This window comes from Peribacillus sp. NPDC055009 (genome assembly GCF_053608705.1).
Genome location: NZ_JBSGVZ010000015.1, coordinates 87,809 through 106,685, shown reverse-complemented (window position 1 = coordinate 106,685; position 18,877 = coordinate 87,809). Strand labels below are relative to the sequence as shown.

The 18,877-nt window shown below is 41.1% G+C and carries 17 protein-coding genes and 4 tRNA genes; 20 read left to right on the top strand and 1 reads right to left on the bottom strand.

Features of this window, described 5'->3' with window-relative positions; genetic code table 11:
• Positions 1–43: 43 nt before the first annotated feature.
• On the bottom strand, positions 44–679 hold the full coding sequence (gene yyaC / locus ACWF5P_RS20050) for a spore protease YyaC (RefSeq protein ID WP_101223973.1): 636 nt from the start codon (positions 677–679) through the stop codon (positions 44–46).
• 391 nt (positions 680–1,070) lie between these two features.
• On the opposite strand from yyaC, the gene ACWF5P_RS20045 reads away from it, so the two are divergent.
• The 20 genes from ACWF5P_RS20045 to ACWF5P_RS19950 all read left to right on the top strand — a co-directional run bounded on the left by ACWF5P_RS20045 (position 1,071) and on the right by ACWF5P_RS19950 (position 18,875).
• The gene (locus tag ACWF5P_RS20045; protein WP_101223972.1) at positions 1,071–1,907 is read left to right on the top strand and encodes a mechanosensitive ion channel family protein; all 837 of its coding nucleotides are present in this window, start codon (positions 1,071–1,073) and stop codon (positions 1,905–1,907) included.
• 20 nt (positions 1,908–1,927) lie between these two features.
• The gene (locus ACWF5P_RS20040; RefSeq protein ID WP_034316158.1) at positions 1,928–2,125 is read left to right on the top strand and encodes a DUF951 domain-containing protein; all 198 of its coding nucleotides are present in this window, start codon (positions 1,928–1,930) and stop codon (positions 2,123–2,125) included.
• 167 nt (positions 2,126–2,292) lie between these two features.
• A complete protein-coding gene (gene ychF, locus ACWF5P_RS20035) occupies positions 2,293–3,393 on the top strand; it encodes a redox-regulated ATPase YchF (protein ID WP_034316156.1) in 1,101 nt (366 codons plus the stop codon).
• Positions 3,394–3,587: 194 nt separating this feature from the next.
• On the top strand, positions 3,588–3,872 hold the full coding sequence (rpsF, locus tag ACWF5P_RS20030; RefSeq protein ID WP_034316153.1) for a 30S ribosomal protein S6: 285 nt from the start codon (positions 3,588–3,590) through the stop codon (positions 3,870–3,872).
• 68 nt (positions 3,873–3,940) lie between these two features.
• A complete protein-coding gene (ssb, locus tag ACWF5P_RS20025) occupies positions 3,941–4,465 on the top strand; it encodes a single-stranded DNA-binding protein (RefSeq protein ID WP_434168229.1) in 525 nt (174 codons plus the stop codon).
• Between the two features lie 48 nt (positions 4,466–4,513).
• Positions 4,514–4,753: a 30S ribosomal protein S18 gene (gene rpsR / locus ACWF5P_RS20020; RefSeq protein ID WP_053348323.1), complete on the top strand. Its 240-nt coding sequence runs from the start codon at positions 4,514–4,516 to the stop codon at positions 4,751–4,753.
• Positions 4,754–4,990: 237 nt separating this feature from the next.
• Positions 4,991–5,938, top strand: coding sequence for a YybS family protein (locus ACWF5P_RS20015; RefSeq protein ID WP_434168228.1), 948 nt, complete (start codon positions 4,991–4,993; stop codon positions 5,936–5,938).
• Positions 5,939–5,979: 41 nt separating this feature from the next.
• The gene (locus ACWF5P_RS20010) at positions 5,980–7,950 is read left to right on the top strand and encodes a DHH family phosphoesterase (RefSeq protein WP_452445204.1); all 1,971 of its coding nucleotides are present in this window, start codon (positions 5,980–5,982) and stop codon (positions 7,948–7,950) included.
• Positions 7,947–8,396 (top strand): 50S ribosomal protein L9, encoded by a 450-nt coding sequence (gene rplI / locus ACWF5P_RS20005; protein ID WP_101223970.1) that lies wholly within the window; start codon positions 7,947–7,949, stop codon positions 8,394–8,396. The genes ACWF5P_RS20010 and rplI overlap by 4 nt, the downstream gene beginning before the upstream one ends.
• A gap of 140 nt (positions 8,397–8,536) precedes the next feature.
• Positions 8,537–9,901, top strand: coding sequence for a replicative DNA helicase (gene dnaB, locus ACWF5P_RS20000; RefSeq protein ID WP_034316139.1), 1,365 nt, complete (start codon positions 8,537–8,539; stop codon positions 9,899–9,901).
• Between the two features lie 279 nt (positions 9,902–10,180).
• On the top strand, positions 10,181–11,473 hold the full coding sequence (locus ACWF5P_RS19995) for an adenylosuccinate synthase (protein ID WP_452445203.1): 1,293 nt from the start codon (positions 10,181–10,183) through the stop codon (positions 11,471–11,473).
• 275 nt (positions 11,474–11,748) lie between these two features.
• Positions 11,749–11,824, top strand: a tRNA-Lys gene (locus tag ACWF5P_RS19990).
• Between the two features lie 8 nt (positions 11,825–11,832).
• Positions 11,833–11,904, top strand: a tRNA-Glu gene (locus ACWF5P_RS19985).
• Between the two features lie 23 nt (positions 11,905–11,927).
• Positions 11,928–12,003: transfer RNA gene (locus tag ACWF5P_RS19980), tRNA-Asp, on the top strand.
• Between the two features lie 29 nt (positions 12,004–12,032).
• Positions 12,033–12,105, top strand: a tRNA-Phe gene (locus ACWF5P_RS19975).
• A gap of 412 nt (positions 12,106–12,517) precedes the next feature.
• Entirely contained in the window at positions 12,518–13,936 is a 1,419-nt protein-coding gene (locus tag ACWF5P_RS19970; RefSeq protein WP_434168227.1) for a peptidoglycan DD-metalloendopeptidase family protein, read from the top strand.
• A gap of 281 nt (positions 13,937–14,217) precedes the next feature.
• Entirely contained in the window at positions 14,218–14,925 is a 708-nt protein-coding gene (yycF, locus tag ACWF5P_RS19965) for a response regulator YycF (protein ID WP_034316131.1), read from the top strand.
• Between the two features lie 5 nt (positions 14,926–14,930).
• Positions 14,931–16,763, top strand: a complete 1,833-nt coding sequence (walK, locus tag ACWF5P_RS19960) for a cell wall metabolism sensor histidine kinase WalK (RefSeq protein WP_434168226.1) — start codon at positions 14,931–14,933, stop codon at positions 16,761–16,763.
• Positions 16,760–18,091: a YycH family regulatory protein gene (locus tag ACWF5P_RS19955; protein WP_377394638.1), complete on the top strand. Its 1,332-nt coding sequence runs from the start codon at positions 16,760–16,762 to the stop codon at positions 18,089–18,091. The genes walK and ACWF5P_RS19955 overlap by 4 nt, the downstream gene beginning before the upstream one ends.
• Complete coding sequence (locus ACWF5P_RS19950) at positions 18,078–18,875, top strand: two-component system regulatory protein YycI (protein WP_101223965.1); 798 nt, start codon at positions 18,078–18,080, stop codon at positions 18,873–18,875. Before ACWF5P_RS19955 ends, ACWF5P_RS19950 begins: the two co-directional genes overlap by 14 nt.
• Positions 18,876–18,877 lie beyond the last annotated feature (2 nt).

Here is an 18,877-nt window from a genome sequence, read left to right as displayed (position 1 = left end):
GGGGATGACCCCTTCCTTCTTTTTTATCATAAGCAAAAATCGGTCAAAGGGTTTTTTCTTGCTTGAATGACCATGTGAAAGGAGTGATGGTAGGTTTTATTGGATAATGATTTTGTGCTTCATGAATTCCCTCGGCAATGGTTTTGGCCATTTTTAGCACAAGATTAAGACGAGTGTTCTGCAAGACCATGAACTCCATGAATCCACTTACATTCACGATTCCTGTAATATGGGCATTTCCAACGGAAGGAAGATCTTTATTGACCCCAGCACCTGGCTTCACTGGTCCCTGGCCGATTTGAACTATGCCGACGCTTTTCATTTTCCCTAAGCAAGCATCGATTCCGACTATAAATGGATTGGTATGCATCTTTTTGATTTCATTTAATTTTTCCTGTAAATTCATCGCATGTATAGGGTCATCCAGAGTACCATAAACATGGAATGAAGAAGAGCTGTTTTCAGCTTTTTCACTAAGCAGAGTGCCGACAAGTGGTCCGAGTGAATCGCCTGTGGAACGGTCTGTGCCTATACAGACGATGACGATTGGTTGAAGCTTTCCGGTAGGTAGGAGGTTGATCAATTCCTGGGAAATTTGTTTGGATGCATCCGTATCTTCATGCAGGATGCGACTCAATCTATTTTTATTATTATTAAATAGACTAGAATTCAGATTCATCGGCTCAACTCCTTTACTTTATTTGGTATTACAGTATACGGATAAAAAGGGGAAAATATACGGTATTTAACATAATGGATGAGGGAATTTTTTGTAGAACATGCAAACAGGTGAAGGGGATATGAATCGACGTTCTTCCTCTACCAATTGCTTTCATTTATACTTTCTAGTAAATAATTACTTGAATATTTGGGAAAAAACTTCTAATTCTTTTACCTATATACCCATAATTTTTTTGTACAGAAACCATTATTTATTGATAAAATAGAGAAAATCTCTCTAATTCATGGTTATCTCCATGCATGAAGGGTAGAGGAATACGTCTATATGGGAAAAATCATATATAAGATATAATAGTTTTGCAGTTATTTGCATTAAGCAGGAGGAAAATATGGATCGCATTTATGATAGCGTTACAAAAGAGATATTGGATGAAAAGATATGGCTGCTGATGGGCGAGGGCATTATTAAAATCTTCCTTGTTCTGTTGTTATCGCGTATTATTATTACAATAGGAAAGACTATTCTGAATAAATTTTTCAAAGCTCGTTTAAGAAGTCCAATTCGGGTATCGGAGCGCAGGGAAGCGACACTCATTAAATTGCTGGAAAATATCATTACTTATGTCATCAATTTCATTGCCTTGTTGATGATTCTGGAGATTTTTGGACTTCATGTGATGCCGTTACTCGCTGGTGCTGGTGTTCTCGGTTTGGCCATTGGATTTGGCGCACAAAGTTTGGTCAAGGATATAATTACCGGGTTTTTCGTTATTTTTGAAGATCATTTCTCGGTTGGGGATTATATTAAAATCAATACTTTTGAAGGGGAAGTCATTGAAATCGGGCTTCGTACAACAAAAATCAAAAGCAGTGCAGGTGAATTGCACTTCATACCTAACGGCAGCATCATCCAGGTCACGAATTATTCGATTTTAAACAGTATGGCTGTTGTTGATGTGACCATACCTAATGATGGATCGGTTGAGCGTGCCGAGAAGGTGCTGATTGATCTTTTAAACAGTATGGAAGGCAGATACGAAGCCCTGGTCAAAGCACCAGAATTTTTGGGAATTGAAAAAATCAGTCCTGAAGAAATCGTCTTTCGGGTTAAAGCGGAAACGAAGCCGATGCATCACATCGAAATCAGCAGGATATTAAGAAATGAAATAAGTGCTGCGCTTGATTCAAGTGGGATTAAATCTACGTACAATGGCAGCGAGTCATAGGAGTTAGGGGGCTCATGGTTATGGAAGAAAAGGAATTTGCACTTAAGGATATTGTGGAAATGAAGAAACCACATCCGTGTGGAGTGAATAAGTGGAGAATTATACGGCTCGGTATGGATATCCGGATAAAATGTGAAGGGTGCGGTCATAGCGTGATGCTGCCCCGACGTGAATTCGCAAAGAAAATGAAAAAAGTTCTGCAAAAGCATGAGGAGTGATCATGCTTTTTTTTTGGGAGTGGAAGTAGTCCTGCGTTTCTCATGATTTACTTGTCTTTTTAGGAAGCGAAATCTATAATTGGGAAAGGTTTAGGTTATTGGATGGTCTTATAGAAGATCAGTTCTTTTCCCATATGTACGAATCATCTTGAAGGAGTGAAATATAAATGGCTTTAACAGCTGGTATAGTCGGTTTACCTAACGTAGGTAAATCCACTTTATTTAATGCAATTACTCAGGCAGGTGCGGAATCTGCCAACTATCCTTTCTGTACGATCGACCCTAATGTCGGGATCGTGGAAGTCCCAGATCACCGTCTGCAAAAATTGACTGAATTGGTTAAACCGAAAAAAACGGTTCCGACAGCATTTGAATTCACGGATATCGCCGGTATTGTAAAAGGAGCAAGTAAAGGAGAAGGATTGGGTAATAAATTCCTTTCCCATATCCGTCAAGTTGATGCCATTTGTCAAGTCGTCCGTTGTTTTGCAGACGATAACATTACCCATGTTTCCGGAAAAGTAAATCCAATCGATGATATTGAAGTCATCAACCTTGAATTGATCCTTGCCGATTTGGAATCTGTTGTCAAACGCATCGACCGTGTCGGAAAAATGGCCAAGCAAAAAGATAAAGCCGCTGTTGCAGAACATGAAATCCTTGTGGCTTTAAAAGAAGCACTGGAAGATGAAAAGCCTGCACGTTCCGTTGAGTTTACTGAAGAGCAGCAAAAAATCGTGAAGGGCATGCATTTACTTACGGCGAAGCCGACGCTTTACGTAGCGAACGTGAGCGAAGATGAAGTGGCGAATGCTGACGATAATGAATATGTACAGCAAGTTCGTGAATATGCTGCGAAGGAAAATGCCGAAGTAATCGTGATTTGTGCCAAAATCGAAGAAGAAATTGCAGAGCTTGAAGGTGAAGAAAAGGAAATGTTCCTATCTGAACTTGGCATCGAGGAGTCAGGTCTTGATCAGTTGATCCGTGCTTCTTATAATCTGCTTGGATTGGCAACATACTTTACAGCTGGTGTACAGGAAGTGCGTGCTTGGACATTCCGAAAAGGAATGAAGGCCCCTCAATGTGCAGGCGTCATTCACACGGACTTCGAACGTGGTTTCATTCGTGCCGAAACGGTTTCTTATACCGATTTACTTGAAGCGGGCAGTCATGGTGCTGCAAAAGAAGCGGGTAAAGTCCGTTTGGAAGGAAAAGAATACATCGTTAACGATGGCGATGTTATCCATTTCCGTTTTAACGTTTAAGATTCAAAGACCCTACCGTTCCATATGTAGGGTCTTTTTTTGCGATTTGAATCATCAGATTACAATTAATTGTAATAAGTCGAACCGTTCGTTGCAAAGCCTCTTTAACTATGCTATAATTTTATCTTGTGAGTAATTATAAATAATTGCTCCTTGCCCAATTGGGCCGCTTAGACCAAAAGGAGGTGACAGTGATGAGAAAATACGAAATTATGTATATCATCCGTCCAAACATTGAGGAAGAAGCTAAAAAAGCTTTAGTTGAACGTTTCAACACAATCCTTTCTGATAATGGTGCGGAAGTAGAAGCAAAAGAATGGGGTAAACGCCGTCTTGCATACGAAATCAATGATTTCCGTGATGGTTACTACATGCTTCTTAAAGTTAACGCTGAAAGTGCTGCGATTCAAGAATTCGATCGTCTTGCTAAAATCAGTGAAGACATTATTCGCCACATGGCTACTAGAGAAGAAGTTTAATTCAATATTTATATAAATTCTAATCTTGTTTCACATGAAACAAGCTTGAAACCTAGGGGTTGATTCTGATGATGAATCGCGTAGTTTTGGTAGGACGCTTAACTAAAGATCCTGAATTACGATATACACCTAATGGGGTTCCCGTAGCTACCTTTACTTTGGCTGTGAATCGTAGTTTTACGAATCAGCAGGGTGAACGTGAAGCGGATTTCATTAACTGTGTAGTTTGGCGTAAACCGGCAGAAAATGTAGCTAACTTCTTGAAAAAGGGCAGTTTAGCTGGCGTGGATGGACGTGTCCAAACACGTAATTATGAAGGACAAGACGGCAAACGCGTATATGTGACGGAGATTCTGGCTGAGAGCGTTCAATTCCTTGAACCACGAAGCAGTTCAGCGGGTGAAAGAAATGAAGGCGGTTCTTACGGTGGAAGTCAAAGAAGTTATGGTAATAACGGAAATGACAACAATTCGTATGGACAAAATCCTAATCAGAATCAACGGAGCAATAACAACTACACTCGTGTAGATGATGATCCATTTGCAAATGACGGTAAGACAATCGACATTTCAGATGACGATCTTCCGTTTTAAACAGCCGTTTAAAATGAAAATTCAAAAAAGCAGGGAGGGAAATATATTATGGCAATGGGTGGACGTAAAGGACGCGGTAAGCGTAAAAAGGTTTGTTATTTCACATCTAACGGAATCACTAAAATTGATTACAAAGATACAGATCTTCTTAAAAAATTCGTCTCAGAACGCGGTAAAATTTTACCACGTCGTGTAACTGGCACAAGCGCTAAATATCAACGTAAATTAACGATTGCTATTAAACGCTCACGTACTATGGCATTACTACCATACGTATCTGGTGAATAATAAATTGGCACATTGAGGAGTTATCCTTAATGTGCCTTTTTTATAAGTTATCGCTTATGCCTGAAAACTGCTGAATTGCGGTTTTTTTTATTTCAGAAGGAAGTTATCCGCGCGTTTTCCTCAGAAAAAATAATCATATCCTAAAAAAGAATGTGATGTTTGAAATATCCTGGCCGTAACGGATACAATATAAAGATGGAGATAAAGACATCAATAATAACAGGGGGTGAAATAAAGATGAATAGCGGGAGACGAATTGCCGAGGGCGGAGCACTTCTGGCACTATATTGCATTTTATTGTTCATCACCATTCAAATCCCACTATTGGGTATTTTCACTACTTTCTTTTTACCCATTCCATTCATACTGGTCACAATCAAACAAAAGTTATCGTGGAGCCTTGGTTACTTATTTGTAGCCTCACTATTGTCGATCCTCATCGGGACGATATTGTCTGTTCCGCTGACCTTGCTCATGGGGGCGACGGGAATTGCGATCGGCTATTTTTTGAAAAAGGACAAACCGATGGCACCTATGTTCATAAGCGCAGTCCTTGTCTTTCTGGGGGGCATTTTATTAATGTATGCAGCTTCAGTTTTGATTACGGATGTTAATTACATAGAAGAATCGATGAACATTCTTGAGGGGTCCATTGAAAATTCAATCGGCATCATGGATTCTTTTGGACAGGCACCGACGGAACAAGTCAAAAAGCGGATGTATGAATCAATCGATATGATGAACACCCTGATGCCAAGTTTATTCGTCTTGATGTCCGTCATCATGGTTTTATTGATTTTCCTTGCGGCGCACCCCATTGTGAAGAGATTCAGTGATAAGGCGTTAAAATGGCCACATTTTCGAGATCTGCGACTCCCGAAAAGCCTTTTATGGTATTATTTAATTACGATGCTTCTTGCTCTTTTTGTGAATACGGACAAGAACAGTTTTGTATATATGGCCATAACGAACCTATTTTTCATACTGCAGTTCTTCATATTATTACAAGGGTATTCCCTGATATTCTATATTGCTCATGTTAAGTCATGGGTTAAGGCCATACCTGTTTTAATCGTGGTTTTTTCTTTGCTTCTGCCGATTCCGATTATTACGACGGCCGTCCGGTTTTTAGGTATAATAGATTTAGGATTTCCATTTAGGGAGACAATCAAGAAAAAGGAATAGAAGACTTTTTTGTAAAACAGATGCTTTTAGGAGCTGAAACTATGCCATCTTATTTGAAAGAATACTCGATTAAGTCCCCATTGTATGGGGTGCTCGCCGCGGTCGTTTTACTTTTGGGCGTCCTGGCTTATTATAATTGGGTTATTGCACTTGTTGGATTATTGATTCTTGCTGGTTTATTTTATTTAACATTAAGAATGGTAGAAAAAAAGCAACGGAAGACAGAAGAGTATATAACGACTTTATCTTACCGTTTAAAGAAGGTAGGCGAAGAAGCGTTATTGGAAATGCCGATTGGGATCATGCTCTTTAATGAGGATTATTACATTGAATGGACCAATCCTTTCCTGGCTTCCTGTTTTAGTGAAGACTCCTTGGCAGGAAGATCGCTATACGATGTTGCGGACTCGATAGTACCGTTAATCAAGCAAGAGATCGAGACAGAGACACTTACGCTCCACGATCGGAAATTCAAGGTGGTCCATAAGCGTGATGAAAGGCTTCTTTACTTTTTTGATGTGACGGAGCAAGTGGAAATCGAGAAATTATATGAAGATGAGCGAACGGCAATTGCGATCATTCTTCTTGATAACTATGATGATTTGACCCAGGGTATGGATGATCAGCGTAAAAGCAGCATTAATAGCTTGGTTACCTCACTTCTTGATAAATGGGCAAGGGATAATGGCGTTTTCTTTAAACGGGTTTCCTCGGAACGATTCATCGCTGTCTTTAATGAGCATATCCTTCAGCAGCTTGAAAAGGGGAAATTCTCGATTTTGGATGAAATCAGGGAAACGACCGCCAAGCAAAATGTGCCATTGACCTTGAGCATCGGTGTCGGCTCGGCCGTGTCATCCTTGCCGGAACTAGGTACGCTTGCACAGTCCAGCTTGGATCTCGCTTTAGGACGTGGCGGTGACCAGGTAGCCATAAAGCAAGCGAATGGAAAAGTGAAATTCTATGGCGGCAAAACCAATCCGATGGAAAAACGCACGAGGGTCCGTGCCCGTGTTATTTCGCATGCATTGAAGGATATAGTACTTGATAGCGATAAAGTCATTGTCATGGGCCATAAAAACCCGGATATGGACGCAATCGGTTCAGCGATCGGCATCTTGAAGGTTGCCCAAATGAATGAACGTGATGGCTATATTGTCATCAACACCCAGCAGCTCGATAGCAGCGTCCTTCGTTTAATGGAAGAGATCAAAAATAAAGAAGAGTTGTATGCCCGGTTCATAACACCTGATGATGCATTTGAAATGATTACGGATGAGACGCTGCTGGTTGTGGTTGATACGCATAAACCTTCAATGGTAATTGAAGAGCGGCTATTGAATAGGATCGATAAGGTTGTGGTCATCGATCATCATCGCCGGGGTGAGGAGTTCATCAAGAACTCATTGCTCGTCTATATGGAGCCATATGCGTCTTCAACGGCAGAACTTGTGACCGAACTGCTTGAATATCAGCCGAAACGCTCAAAGATTGATATGCTGGAGTCGACGGCGCTTCTTGCGGGTATCATCGTCGATACGAAAAGCTTCACCTTGAGAACGGGTTCACGCACTTTCGATGCCGCCTCTTATCTAAGGGCGCATGGGGCTGATACGGTACTTGTCCAGAAATTCTTAAAAGAAGACGTGGACACTTATATCAAACGTTCGAAGCTCATTGAAGAAGTCATCTTTTATAAAAAGGGAATTGCCATTGCATCGGCAAAAACCGATCAGGTTCATAATCAGGTGCTCATCGCTCAGGCTGCGGATACCCTATTGACCATGGATGGCGTTGTCGCTTCCTTTGTAATGGCTAAGCGATCTGATGATACAGTTGGCATAAGTGCGCGCTCTCTCGGTGATATCAATGTACAGGTGATCATGGAAATGTTGAATGGAGGCGGACATCTAACAAATGCCGCCACCCAGCAGGTATGCTCCATTGATGAGGCCGAAAGTCGATTGAAAGCAGCTATTGATGAATATTTAGAAGGGGGACATAAAGAATGAAAGTGATATTTCTTAAAGACGTAAAAGGTAAAGGGAAAAAAGGGGAAGTTAAAAATGTTGCAGATGGTTATGCACATAATTTCCTGCTTAAACAAGGATTGGCGGTTGAAGCAAATAATTCAAATGTAAAAACTTTGGAAGCCCAGAAAAATAAAGAAGAATCACTTGCAGCAGAAGAGCTGCAGCAAGCTGAAGAATTGAAAGTGCAGCTGGAGAAGTTAACGGTTGAACTATCAGCCAAAGCCGGTGAGGGCGGGCGTTTATTCGGTTCAATCACGACTAAACAAATTGCCTCCGAGCTTCAGAAAAAACACGGTATCAAGATTGATAAACGTAAAATGGAGCTTGCTGATGGCATCCGTTCTTTAGGGCATACAAAGCTTCCAGTCAAGCTTCATCCTGAGGTCACTGCGACACTGACTGTGCATGTGAAAGAAATTAACTAATTTTAGCTGTTTCATATCTGTGAAAAATTGATAAAATAGAGATAGACGAAAAATGTGATTGGGCATGTTGTCCTTTCACTTTTTTCTTTTTTACTAGAAACATATAAAAGATATCCTCTTAGATTGGGAGGTTTTAAGATATGATAGAACAATTTCAGGATAGGATTCCACCTCAAAATATAGAAGCCGAACAGGCTGTACTGGGAGCCATTTTTCTAGAGCCCTCTTCATTGACCGTTACATCTGAAGTTTTGATTCCGGAAGACTTTTACAGAAGCTCTCATCAAAAGATTTTTAATGTGATGCTTAAATTGAATGACGAAGGAAAAGCTGTCGATTTGATTACGGTGACAGAGGAACTGGCTGCGACAAAAAACCTTGAAGAAGTTGGCGGTGTTTCTTATTTAAGTGAATTGGCCGGATCGGTGCCTACCGCCGCCAATATTGAATATTATGCCCGCATCGTCGAGGAGAAGTCATTGCTGCGTCGTTTGATCAGGACAGCGACCAACATCGCTCAGGAAGGCTACAGTCGCGAGGACGAGGTCGAGGAGCTGCTCGGGGAAGCAGAAAAAACGATCATGGAAGTGGCCCAGCGTAAAAATTCCGGGTCTTTTCAAAATATTAAAGATGTATTGGTTGCGACTTACGATAACATAGAAATTTTGACTACCCGTAAAGGGGATGTCACGGGAATACCGACAGGGTTTGCTGAACTGGATCGAATGACAGCAGGGTTCCAACGTAATGACCTCATTATAGTGGGTGCCCGTCCTTCGGTTGGTAAAACCGCTTTTGCATTGAATATCGCTCAAAACGTTGCGACCAAAACGGAGGAGAATGTAGCGATTTTCAGTCTTGAAATGGGTGCAGAGCAGCTCGTTATGCGTATGCTCTGTGCTGAAGGGAATATCAACGCTCAGAATTTACGGACAGGTTCCTTAACTGATGAGGATTGGCGTAAACTGACGATGGCGATGGGAAGCTTGTCGAATGCCGGCATTTATATCGATGATACGCCAGGTGTGAGGATTGGTGAAATCCGTTCAAAATGCCGTCGTTTGAAGCAGGAACATGGCCTTGGCATGATATTGATCGATTACCTGCAATTAATTCAAGGAGATGGTCGTTCAGGCGACAATCGTCAGCAAGAGGTATCCGAGATTTCACGTTCACTCAAAGCGCTCGCTCGTGAACTTAAAGTGCCCGTCATCGCCCTTTCCCAGTTATCACGGGGAGTGGAGCAGCGTCAGGATAAGCGCCCGATGATGTCTGATATCCGGGAATCCGGGAGTATCGAGCAAGATGCGGATATCGTCGCATTCTTATACCGTGATGATTATTATGATAAAGAATCCGAGAACAAAAATATCATTGAAATCATTATAGCGAAACAGCGTAATGGTCCAGTTGGCACGGTTTCGCTTGCATTCGTGAAAGAATATAATAAATTCGTTAACCTTGAACGCCGCTTCGATGATGATTCGATGTCTCCCGGCGCATAGAAAACTGCCTGCCATTATGCAATGGCGGGCTTTCTTTGTTTCGGGAAAAAGAAAGTGCGTTATGATAATAGAAAAAGAAATCAGAGGGTACAATAATGTTTGACAATCCAAAAAAACCGGAAAGAAATTTCTCATATTTACGAACAAAGAATTTTTTAAAAAGTGTATTGTTCGGATTTTGTATTGACTTCCAGTTTGGATTATTGATAAAATAGGTTTGTTTGATAAGAACCGGTTAATGATCGGTATTACGTGAACCTTTGGAGGTGCTTTATTCAGATGTCATCAGTTGTAGTAGTCGGTACACAATGGGGAGACGAAGGTAAAGGTAAAATAACAGATTTTCTATCCCAGAATGCGGAAGCCATCGCTCGTTATCAAGGTGGGAATAATGCAGGACATACAATAAAATTTAACGGCGTTACCTATAAACTGCATTTAATTCCGTCAGGGATTTTTTATAGTGATAAGATTTGTGTCATTGGAAATGGTATGGTGGTTGATCCAAAAGCTCTTGTAGAGGAGCTTGCTTATTTACATAGCCATGGGGTGAGTACGGATAATCTTCGTATTTCGAACCGTGCACATGTCATTCTTCCTTACCATATCAAATTGGATGAAGTCGAAGAAGACCGTAAAGGCGCCAACAAAATTGGAACGACTAAAAAGGGAATCGGCCCTGCATATATGGACAAAGCTGCTCGTAACGGAATCCGCATGGCAGACCTTTTGGACCGTGAAATTTTCGAGGGAAAATTGTCTCAAAATCTTGTCGAAAAAAACCGTATGTTTGAACGTTTCTATGAAACGGAAGGTTTCAAAATCGAAGATATCTTGGAAGAATACTATGAGTACGGACAACAAGTGCAGAAATATGTTTGTGATACATCCGTTGTATTGAATGACGCACTTGATGAAGGAAAACGGGTATTATTCGAAGGCGCACAAGGTGTTATGCTTGATATCGATCAAGGAACATACCCATTTGTCACTTCATCTAACCCGGTTGCAGGTGGAGTTACGATCGGTTCTGGTGTAGGTCCTACGAAAATCAACCATGTGGTTGGAGTATGTAAAGCATATACAAGCCGTGTGGGCGATGGTCCTTTCCCTACAGAATTACATGATGAAGTCGGCAACCAAATCCGGGAAATTGGCCGGGAATATGGTACAACTACAGGCAGACCACGCCGTGTAGGCTGGTTTGACGCTGTTGTCGTTCGCCATGCTCGCCGTGTCAGCGGGATTACCGATTTATCATTGAACTCTATTGACGTATTATCAGGTCTTGATACGGTCAAAATTTGTGTGGCTTATGACTACAAAGGCGAGATCATTCATGAGGTTCCAGCGACTTTGAAAGCGATTGGCGAATGTAAACCAGTCTATGAAGAGCTGCCAGGCTGGTCAGAAGACATCACAGGCTGCAAATCATTGGATGAGCTTCCAGAGAACGCTCGCCATTATGTAGAGCGCGTATCTCAATTGGTAGGCATTCCTTTGACCACTTTCTCTGTCGGTCCTGACCGCAACCAAACTAATGTCGTGAGAAGCCCTTGGCGTCTAGCGTAATTCATGAAAAAGGAGCTGGCTTTTTTTGCCGGCTCTTCTTTCGTTATTAAGATCAATGCATCATCTGTCACGTTCGGGAGGTCCAGGATACCGAATGAATGGATTAAACTGTAGGGAAAATGAAAAAAATAAGAAAAAAATAATTTTATTTCAAAAAACTATTGCCTAAACTATACTAACCATGATATTATCAAAAGCGTCGTCACAATAGAACAAGCCATTAACAAGCTGCAGATGTTAAGTTCACATCATGCAAAGAAACATTTCATTAGAACGAGCCATTAGCTCAGTTGGTAGAGCATCTGACTTTTAATCAGAGGGTCGAAGGTTCGAATCCTTCATGGCTCACCATTTTTTCCGGCCCATTGGTCAAGCGGTTAAGACACCGCCCTTTCACGGCGGTAACACGGGTTCGAATCCCGTATGGGTCACTTCTTTATATTAATGCTTTACTGGTCCCGTGGTGTAGCGGTTAACATGCCTGCCTGTCACGCAGGAGATCGCGGGTTCGATTCCCGTCGGGACCGCCATTTTATTTTTATACTAAAATAGAATATTTGGCTCAGTAGCTCAGTCGGTAGAGCAAAGGACTGAAAATCCTTGTGTCGGCGGTTCGATTCCGTCCTGAGCCATCCTTTAATAAACGCCTTTCCTTTAGGGCGTTTTTTTGTTTTGCATTCAGATGTATTTTGAATGAAATACTGTTAATGGATTGTTAACGTTTTGTAACATACCAATTTAGACCAATTCGTCATATAAACCGCTTTTAGCCTTGCTGGGCTTAGGTCCACTCCCTTTTCTGCAGTTTATTGAAACTTTCCCATTACCATATTTATTGGTACATGTTGTCACCATTTATACAGTTCTATTACATTATGAAGTCTGTTTCTTGTTTTTTTTCTTAATATGGTAGAGTTATGAGTGATAAAAAATCATTATAGCAATCAGTCATGAGCATGTTGATATTTAAAATGGACTAATAAAACTCGAAATAAATTTGATTAGTTTCTTAATTGGTGACTGAGCCGTTAAGGAGGACAATATATGTTTAGCTCAAAAGGTAAGGGGATCATCCTGTTGATGGTTTCCGTCATTTTAGTGCTTGCAGGAAATCGGGCAACTGCTGCTGGGCTACCGGAAACTGCAACCATACAGCATGTTTATCTTAACGATGAGTTCGTCGGAAGTGTCACGGATGAAACGGAGATCGAAAAGATCGTAGCCGATAAAGTAGAAGAAGCACAGGAAGACTATCCTGACTTTACATTCGATAAGGAGGCACAGCTGACTTTTGTACCTGAAGAGGTATTCGATGAAGAGGTAAAAGAGGATCAGGCTGTTAAGGGAATTCAAGATCAGTTGAATGTGAAGGCAGAGGCGTATGAAATCGACATAGATAATCAGGCGGTCGCTTATGTTGCGTCAAAGGAAGATGCCGAGGACGTTCTGGAGAAAATCACTTTATTATATGTAGATGAAGAGGAATACGCTGAATACGAATCAGGTAAAAAAGAAAGTGAAAAAGATTTGGATCCGTTAAAAGAGTCAGGAAGTAGAATTCTGGACATCGAATTTTCACTTCCAGTTACGTCTATAAAGACAATGGTATATCCAGACGAAATCAAGAGCGTCGATGAAACCCTCTCCATGATAGAAGAAGGAAAGGAAGAAACGACAATCTATGAGGCTAAGGAAGATGAAGATCTTGAAGCCATTGCCACTAGGCATGATATGGACCTGGATCAACTGCTGGAGCTGAATCCGGGACAGGATGAGAACAAAGATGTTAAAGAGGGCGAACGTCTCTATGTGACCCAGCGTACCCCCTATTTGAACGTAATGGTAGAAAGAGAAGTATTTAAGGAAGAGAGAATTCCTTTTCAAAAGAAAGTGAAGGAGGATGACGAACTCCTTAAGGGCGAGATCATTACTGAACAAATAGGGAATGAGGGAATTCTTGGGTTCACCTATAATGTATCTGAAACAAACGGAAAGAAAATCAGTGAAACGATCGTAAAAAAAGAAGTCACGGAAAAAGCCAAAACAGAAATCACCAGAAAAGGCACCAAGGTCATTCCTTCACAGGGAAGCGGTACATATTCATGGCCTGCAGATGGGGGCTATATTTCCAGTAAGCAGGGCCAGCGATGGGGGAAACTTCATAAAGGTATTGATATTGCCCGGCCAACCACCAGGACAATAACGGCAGCAGATCATGGGATAATCGAAACTGCAGGAAACTCCGGAGGATATGGAAATAAGATAACGATCAATCATAATAATGGATATAAGACAGTGTATGCCCATTTGGATTCAATAGATGTAAAAGCAGGACAAAAGATTGAAAAAGGCATGAAAATCGGCATGATGGGTTCAACAGGGCACTCGACTGGTGTCCACCTCCATTTTGAAATATATAAAAATGGGTCTCTCGTTAATCCGCTAAACTTTATAAGTCAGTAACCGGTGGAAGTCTTCGAAAAATATTCGAAGACTTCTTCTGCTTCATAAATAGATGAGAATAATAGGAAAAAGGTGATTTAATGCCTATAAAATGATAAAGTAGAATAGAGACAATTTGCTTTCATTTCCGGTGTTCAGCCCCTTTTATTGGGTATATATATGTAAGTTTGCTGAACTAGGTTGCGAAGATTGGTGCAAGCAGAAGGAAAAGTGAATAAGGTCCCGGATAAGGACACGGTTTTTAATAGATTCAGTTCAGTTATTAAAAAGGAGATAAGTACATGGATAAAAAGATTCTGGTAGTGGATGACGAAAAGCCAATTGCTGATATATTACAATTCAATCTAAAAAAAGAAGGCTATGAAGTTTTTTGTGCTTATGATGGCAATGAAGCCCTCAAAATGGTAGAAGAACGGCAACCTGATTTGATTTTACTTGATATCATGCTGCCGCAGCGCGATGGGATGGAAGTTTGCAGGGAAGTAAGGAAGAAGTATGAAACGCCGATCATCATGTTAACGGCAAAAGATTCAGAGATAGATAAGGTCTTAGGATTGGAGCTTGGTGCAGACGACTATGTGACAAAGCCATTTAGTACCCGGGAAATAATTGCCCGCGTTAAGGCGAACCTAAGACGTCAGCAAGCTGTTCCGGTTCCCGATCAAGAAAATGAACCGAAGGAAATTACGATAGGAACGCTCACAATCCATCCGGATGCCTATGTGGTTTCCAAACGGGGCGATACGATTGAATTGACGCATCGCGAATTTGAGTTGCTTCATTACTTAGCGAAGCACATCGGTCAGGTCATGACAAGGGAGCATTTATTGCAAACCGTGTGGGGCTATGATTATTTCGGGGATGTGAGGACGGTCGATGTAACGGTCAGACGTCTTCGTGAGAAGATTGAAGACAATCCAAGCCATCCTGGCTGGATTGTAACTAGAAGAGGGGTCGGTTATTACCTGCGTAACCCTGAACAGGAGTAGTTTCTATGAAAAAGGTTGGTTTTTTTCGCTCAATCCATTTTAAATTTGTTCTGATTTATGTTTTGCTCATTTTCGTAGCAATGCAAATAATCGGGGTATATTTTGTTGGGGAATTGGAAGAAAATCTTGTTGGGAACTTTACGAAATCGATAAAAGGCCACGTTAACCTGCTTACCTACAGCATTGGTGAAGAAATGGAAAAAGAGAGGGGAGAGGAAGATCCAACCCTCGAAGAAGCGATTGATACGATATTGAGAGACCGGGATAATTCATCGAATGATATTTCGGAAGTACGTGTCATCGACACCCGCAGCAGACGCGTGATCGGAACTTCAGCCCCAGGTAACCAGGATATTGTAGGGAAGAAGACAACAGAGGTCCTTATTAAGAATACGCTCATTTATGGAAAAGAAGATAATGATATATTCCGGGATAAGAAAACAGGCAGACGGCTCTGGGTCCTTTCGACACCCGTTGAAGCAAATGGGGAGGTCATTGGCGCCGTCTATGTAATAGCTGAGATGGAAAATGTCTTTGAGCAGATGGATGAAATCAATAGCATCTTCATGACGGGTACGGCCATCGCCTTAGTCATTACGGCCATCTTGGGGATCCTGCTCGCACGAACGATCACTAGGCCAATGTCTGATATGAGAAAACAGGCACTGGTGATGGCGAAAGGGAATTTCTCCAGAAAAGTCAGGGTATATGGCGATGATGAAATTGGCCAGCTTGCCGTCACTTTCAATAATTTGACCAAAAAGCTTCAAGAGTCGCAATCAAGTACAGAAGGAGAGCGGCGTAAGCTATCATCTGTACTTGCCAATATGACGGATGGCGTAATTTCAACGGACAGGCGCGGTCGGGTGAACTTGATTAATGAACCGGCGGCACAATTATTGAATGTCTCGCGTGAAACCGTCATGAATCAACCGATCATTGAGGTTTTGGGTCTTGAAGAAGAGTATAAATTTGAGGATTTACTGGAAGAGCGAGAGTCCGTAATACTTGATTACAGCAAAAAAAACCGGCCTTTCATTTTGAGGGGGAACTTTTCGGTCATTCAAAAGGAAACGGGATTCGTTAATGGTTTGATTACTGTTTTGCATGATATAACAGAGCAGGAAAAAATCGAGAGTGAACGCAGGGAATTTGTTGCCAATGTATCACATGAATTGCGAACTCCTCTAACGACGATGAGAAGTTACCTGGAGGCATTGGCTGAAGGTGCATGGAAGGACGAGGAGATCGCTCCATCCTTTTTAAGTGTTACCCAAAATGAAACGGAGCGGATGATCAGGCTTGTTAATGATCTGTTACAGCTTTCGAAAATGGACAGTAAAGATTACAGGCTTAAAACAGGCTGGGTGAATTTCAATAAATTCTATGACCACATCATCGATCGTTTTGAAATGACGAAAAATGATGACATCACGTTTAAGCGTGATTTGCCGAAGGAAGCTTATTTTGTGGATATTGATGAAGATAAAATTACCCAGGTTCTCTATAATGTAATCTCCAACTCATTAAAGTACTCACCTGAAGGGGGTCAAGTGACTTTCCGCGTCAGGGCATCTGATGGCTTTATCATTGTGAGCATTACAGATCAAGGAGTGGGTATCCCGAAAAACGTCATTGATAAAATTTTCGACCGCTTCTACCGTGTGGATAAAGCAAGGGCCCGTAACTTAGGCGGGACAGGGCTTGGTTTAGCGATTGCAAAAGAGATGGTCGTGGCGCATGGCGGGAAAATATGGGCGGAAAGTGTGGATGGAAAAGGAACTACCGTGTTCTTTACACTTCCTTACGAACAGGAAGAAGAGGATGATTGGTCATGAATTTTGAACGTGCAAAAAGTATCATACTGATTATTTTGGTTGGGACAAGCATTTTTTTGACATGGAGCATTTGGACTTACGAGCCTGAATATGATCCATTTGAACAATCGTCGGAATTTATAAAGATTAAAAGCGATGTCCAGATTGTCAGTGATGTCATTAAACCAGTCAGTATCCTTTTCCATGGTAATGGGCAGCATTTCCAGACTTCCAATCCGGCAGAAATGAATGAAATGGAAAAAGAATTTACGCAATGGCGTTTCAGAGGCTTAAAAGAGGTATCCGTAAACAGGCTGCAAAGGAAATTTGATGATTTTGTCCATGAAGATGGGTCGATTGAAATCGAATTTTCCGATGATATACCCATCGCTCTTTATAAAACGGTATTGAATATTACGGATAAGGAAGTGCCTGAATTTTCATTTGACCGAATCATCATTAAACAAAAGGATATCAGCGGAAATGAATCTGCCGTTTATTTTGTTTCCTACGATAAAGAGAAGATTTATCAAGGCATGGTGAACTCTAAAAAACTTAGGAATTTCATGGATTCATTTTATAGGGATTCCTACGATAAGCACCCTGAATACACGGCCGAAACGATAAACAGCAAAAGGACGCTGTTCGTCCCGGAAAATCCAGTGGAGATCAACAGACTTGAGTATTATATTGACTATTTGGATATTGGAAACTTGAAAAATGCATTATTTAATTATCCGAAGTTCGTACGCCAGGAATCCGTTTCGGTCGGTGAGGAATACACGGATGGAACAAGACTAATGACGGTCAATAAAGAGAATTACTTAATTTCTTATATCAATCCGGCACAAAAGAGCAAGTTTATCGGCAGTTCCAGTGACCTTCTGCAAAAAAGCATCGATTTCATCAATGATCATGCTGGTTGGGAAGATAACAATTACCGCTTTGCCTACATGTCTGAGATTGAACAACGAGTGGTATTCCGCTTGTTCGTGAATGGTTATCCAACCTTCAATGATTACGGAATGACTGAAATCGAGCAAATTTGGGGGAAAGAAGAAATTTATAGCTATGACCGCCCGTACTTTTCACTTGACTCAGTCCTCCCGTCAGAAGGAGCCGCAGTGACCTTAGCAAGCGGAAAAGAAGTATTGAAACAGCTGAAATCGAAAGATAATATCGATTTCAAAAGCGTGGAGGACATCTCGATTGGTTATAGATTGAATAAATCCCTCGATTCCAAACTTGTGACTCTAGTTACACTAGAACCCACTTGGTATTATCGTGTAGGCGATAAATGGTTTATTGTGCCTTTTGAAGAAGGAGGCGATCAAAGTGGATTGGAATAATACAAAGTCGATATTCATCATGGTTTTCTTCATTTTGAATATTTTTCTTCTTTATCAATTCCTGGAAAAGATTAATGACTCCCAATTAGAAAGCTTTACGGAGCCTCTTACGGATGAACTTTTGAAAGAAGATGAGATTTCAATAGAAACCCCACTTCCGAAACAAAAGTTGAAGGATCAATTCCTGATAGCCCAAAGCAAGACCTTCGAGAAGAAAGATATACAGCACCTAAAGAATCAAAAAGCAAAAATCATCGATGATAAGAACCTTGTGGGTACATTTAAGATACCGGTTGGCATGAAAGCGGAAATTAATGCTGCAGACGTGGATATATTCCTGAAGGAGTATATATTAAATGGAAGTGAGTATCATTTTTGGAGCTATGATGAAATCAGCCAGACCATAATCTGCTATCAGGTGGCAGATAAAAAGATGTTTTATAATAATAGTAAGGGGAAGGTCACTTTATATCTGAACAAGAAGGGTGAAATCGTCTCCTATGAACAGATGTATTTAGAGGGGATCGAAAAATTCAACAAACCTAAAGAATTGGTATCTGCTTTAACTGCTATTGGAGAATTGTATGATAATGGTGATATCGCCCCCAAAAGCAAAGTCACGAATGTAAAATTAGGTTTTTACAATTCGCTGCAGACGACATCTGTGTCACATTTACTTGTGCCAACATGGTGGGTGGTCATTGATGACGAAACGGATCTCTTCGTGAACGCTTTTGATGGAGAGGTCATTGAATTGAATACAGAAGAAAAAATACTGGAGTGAGT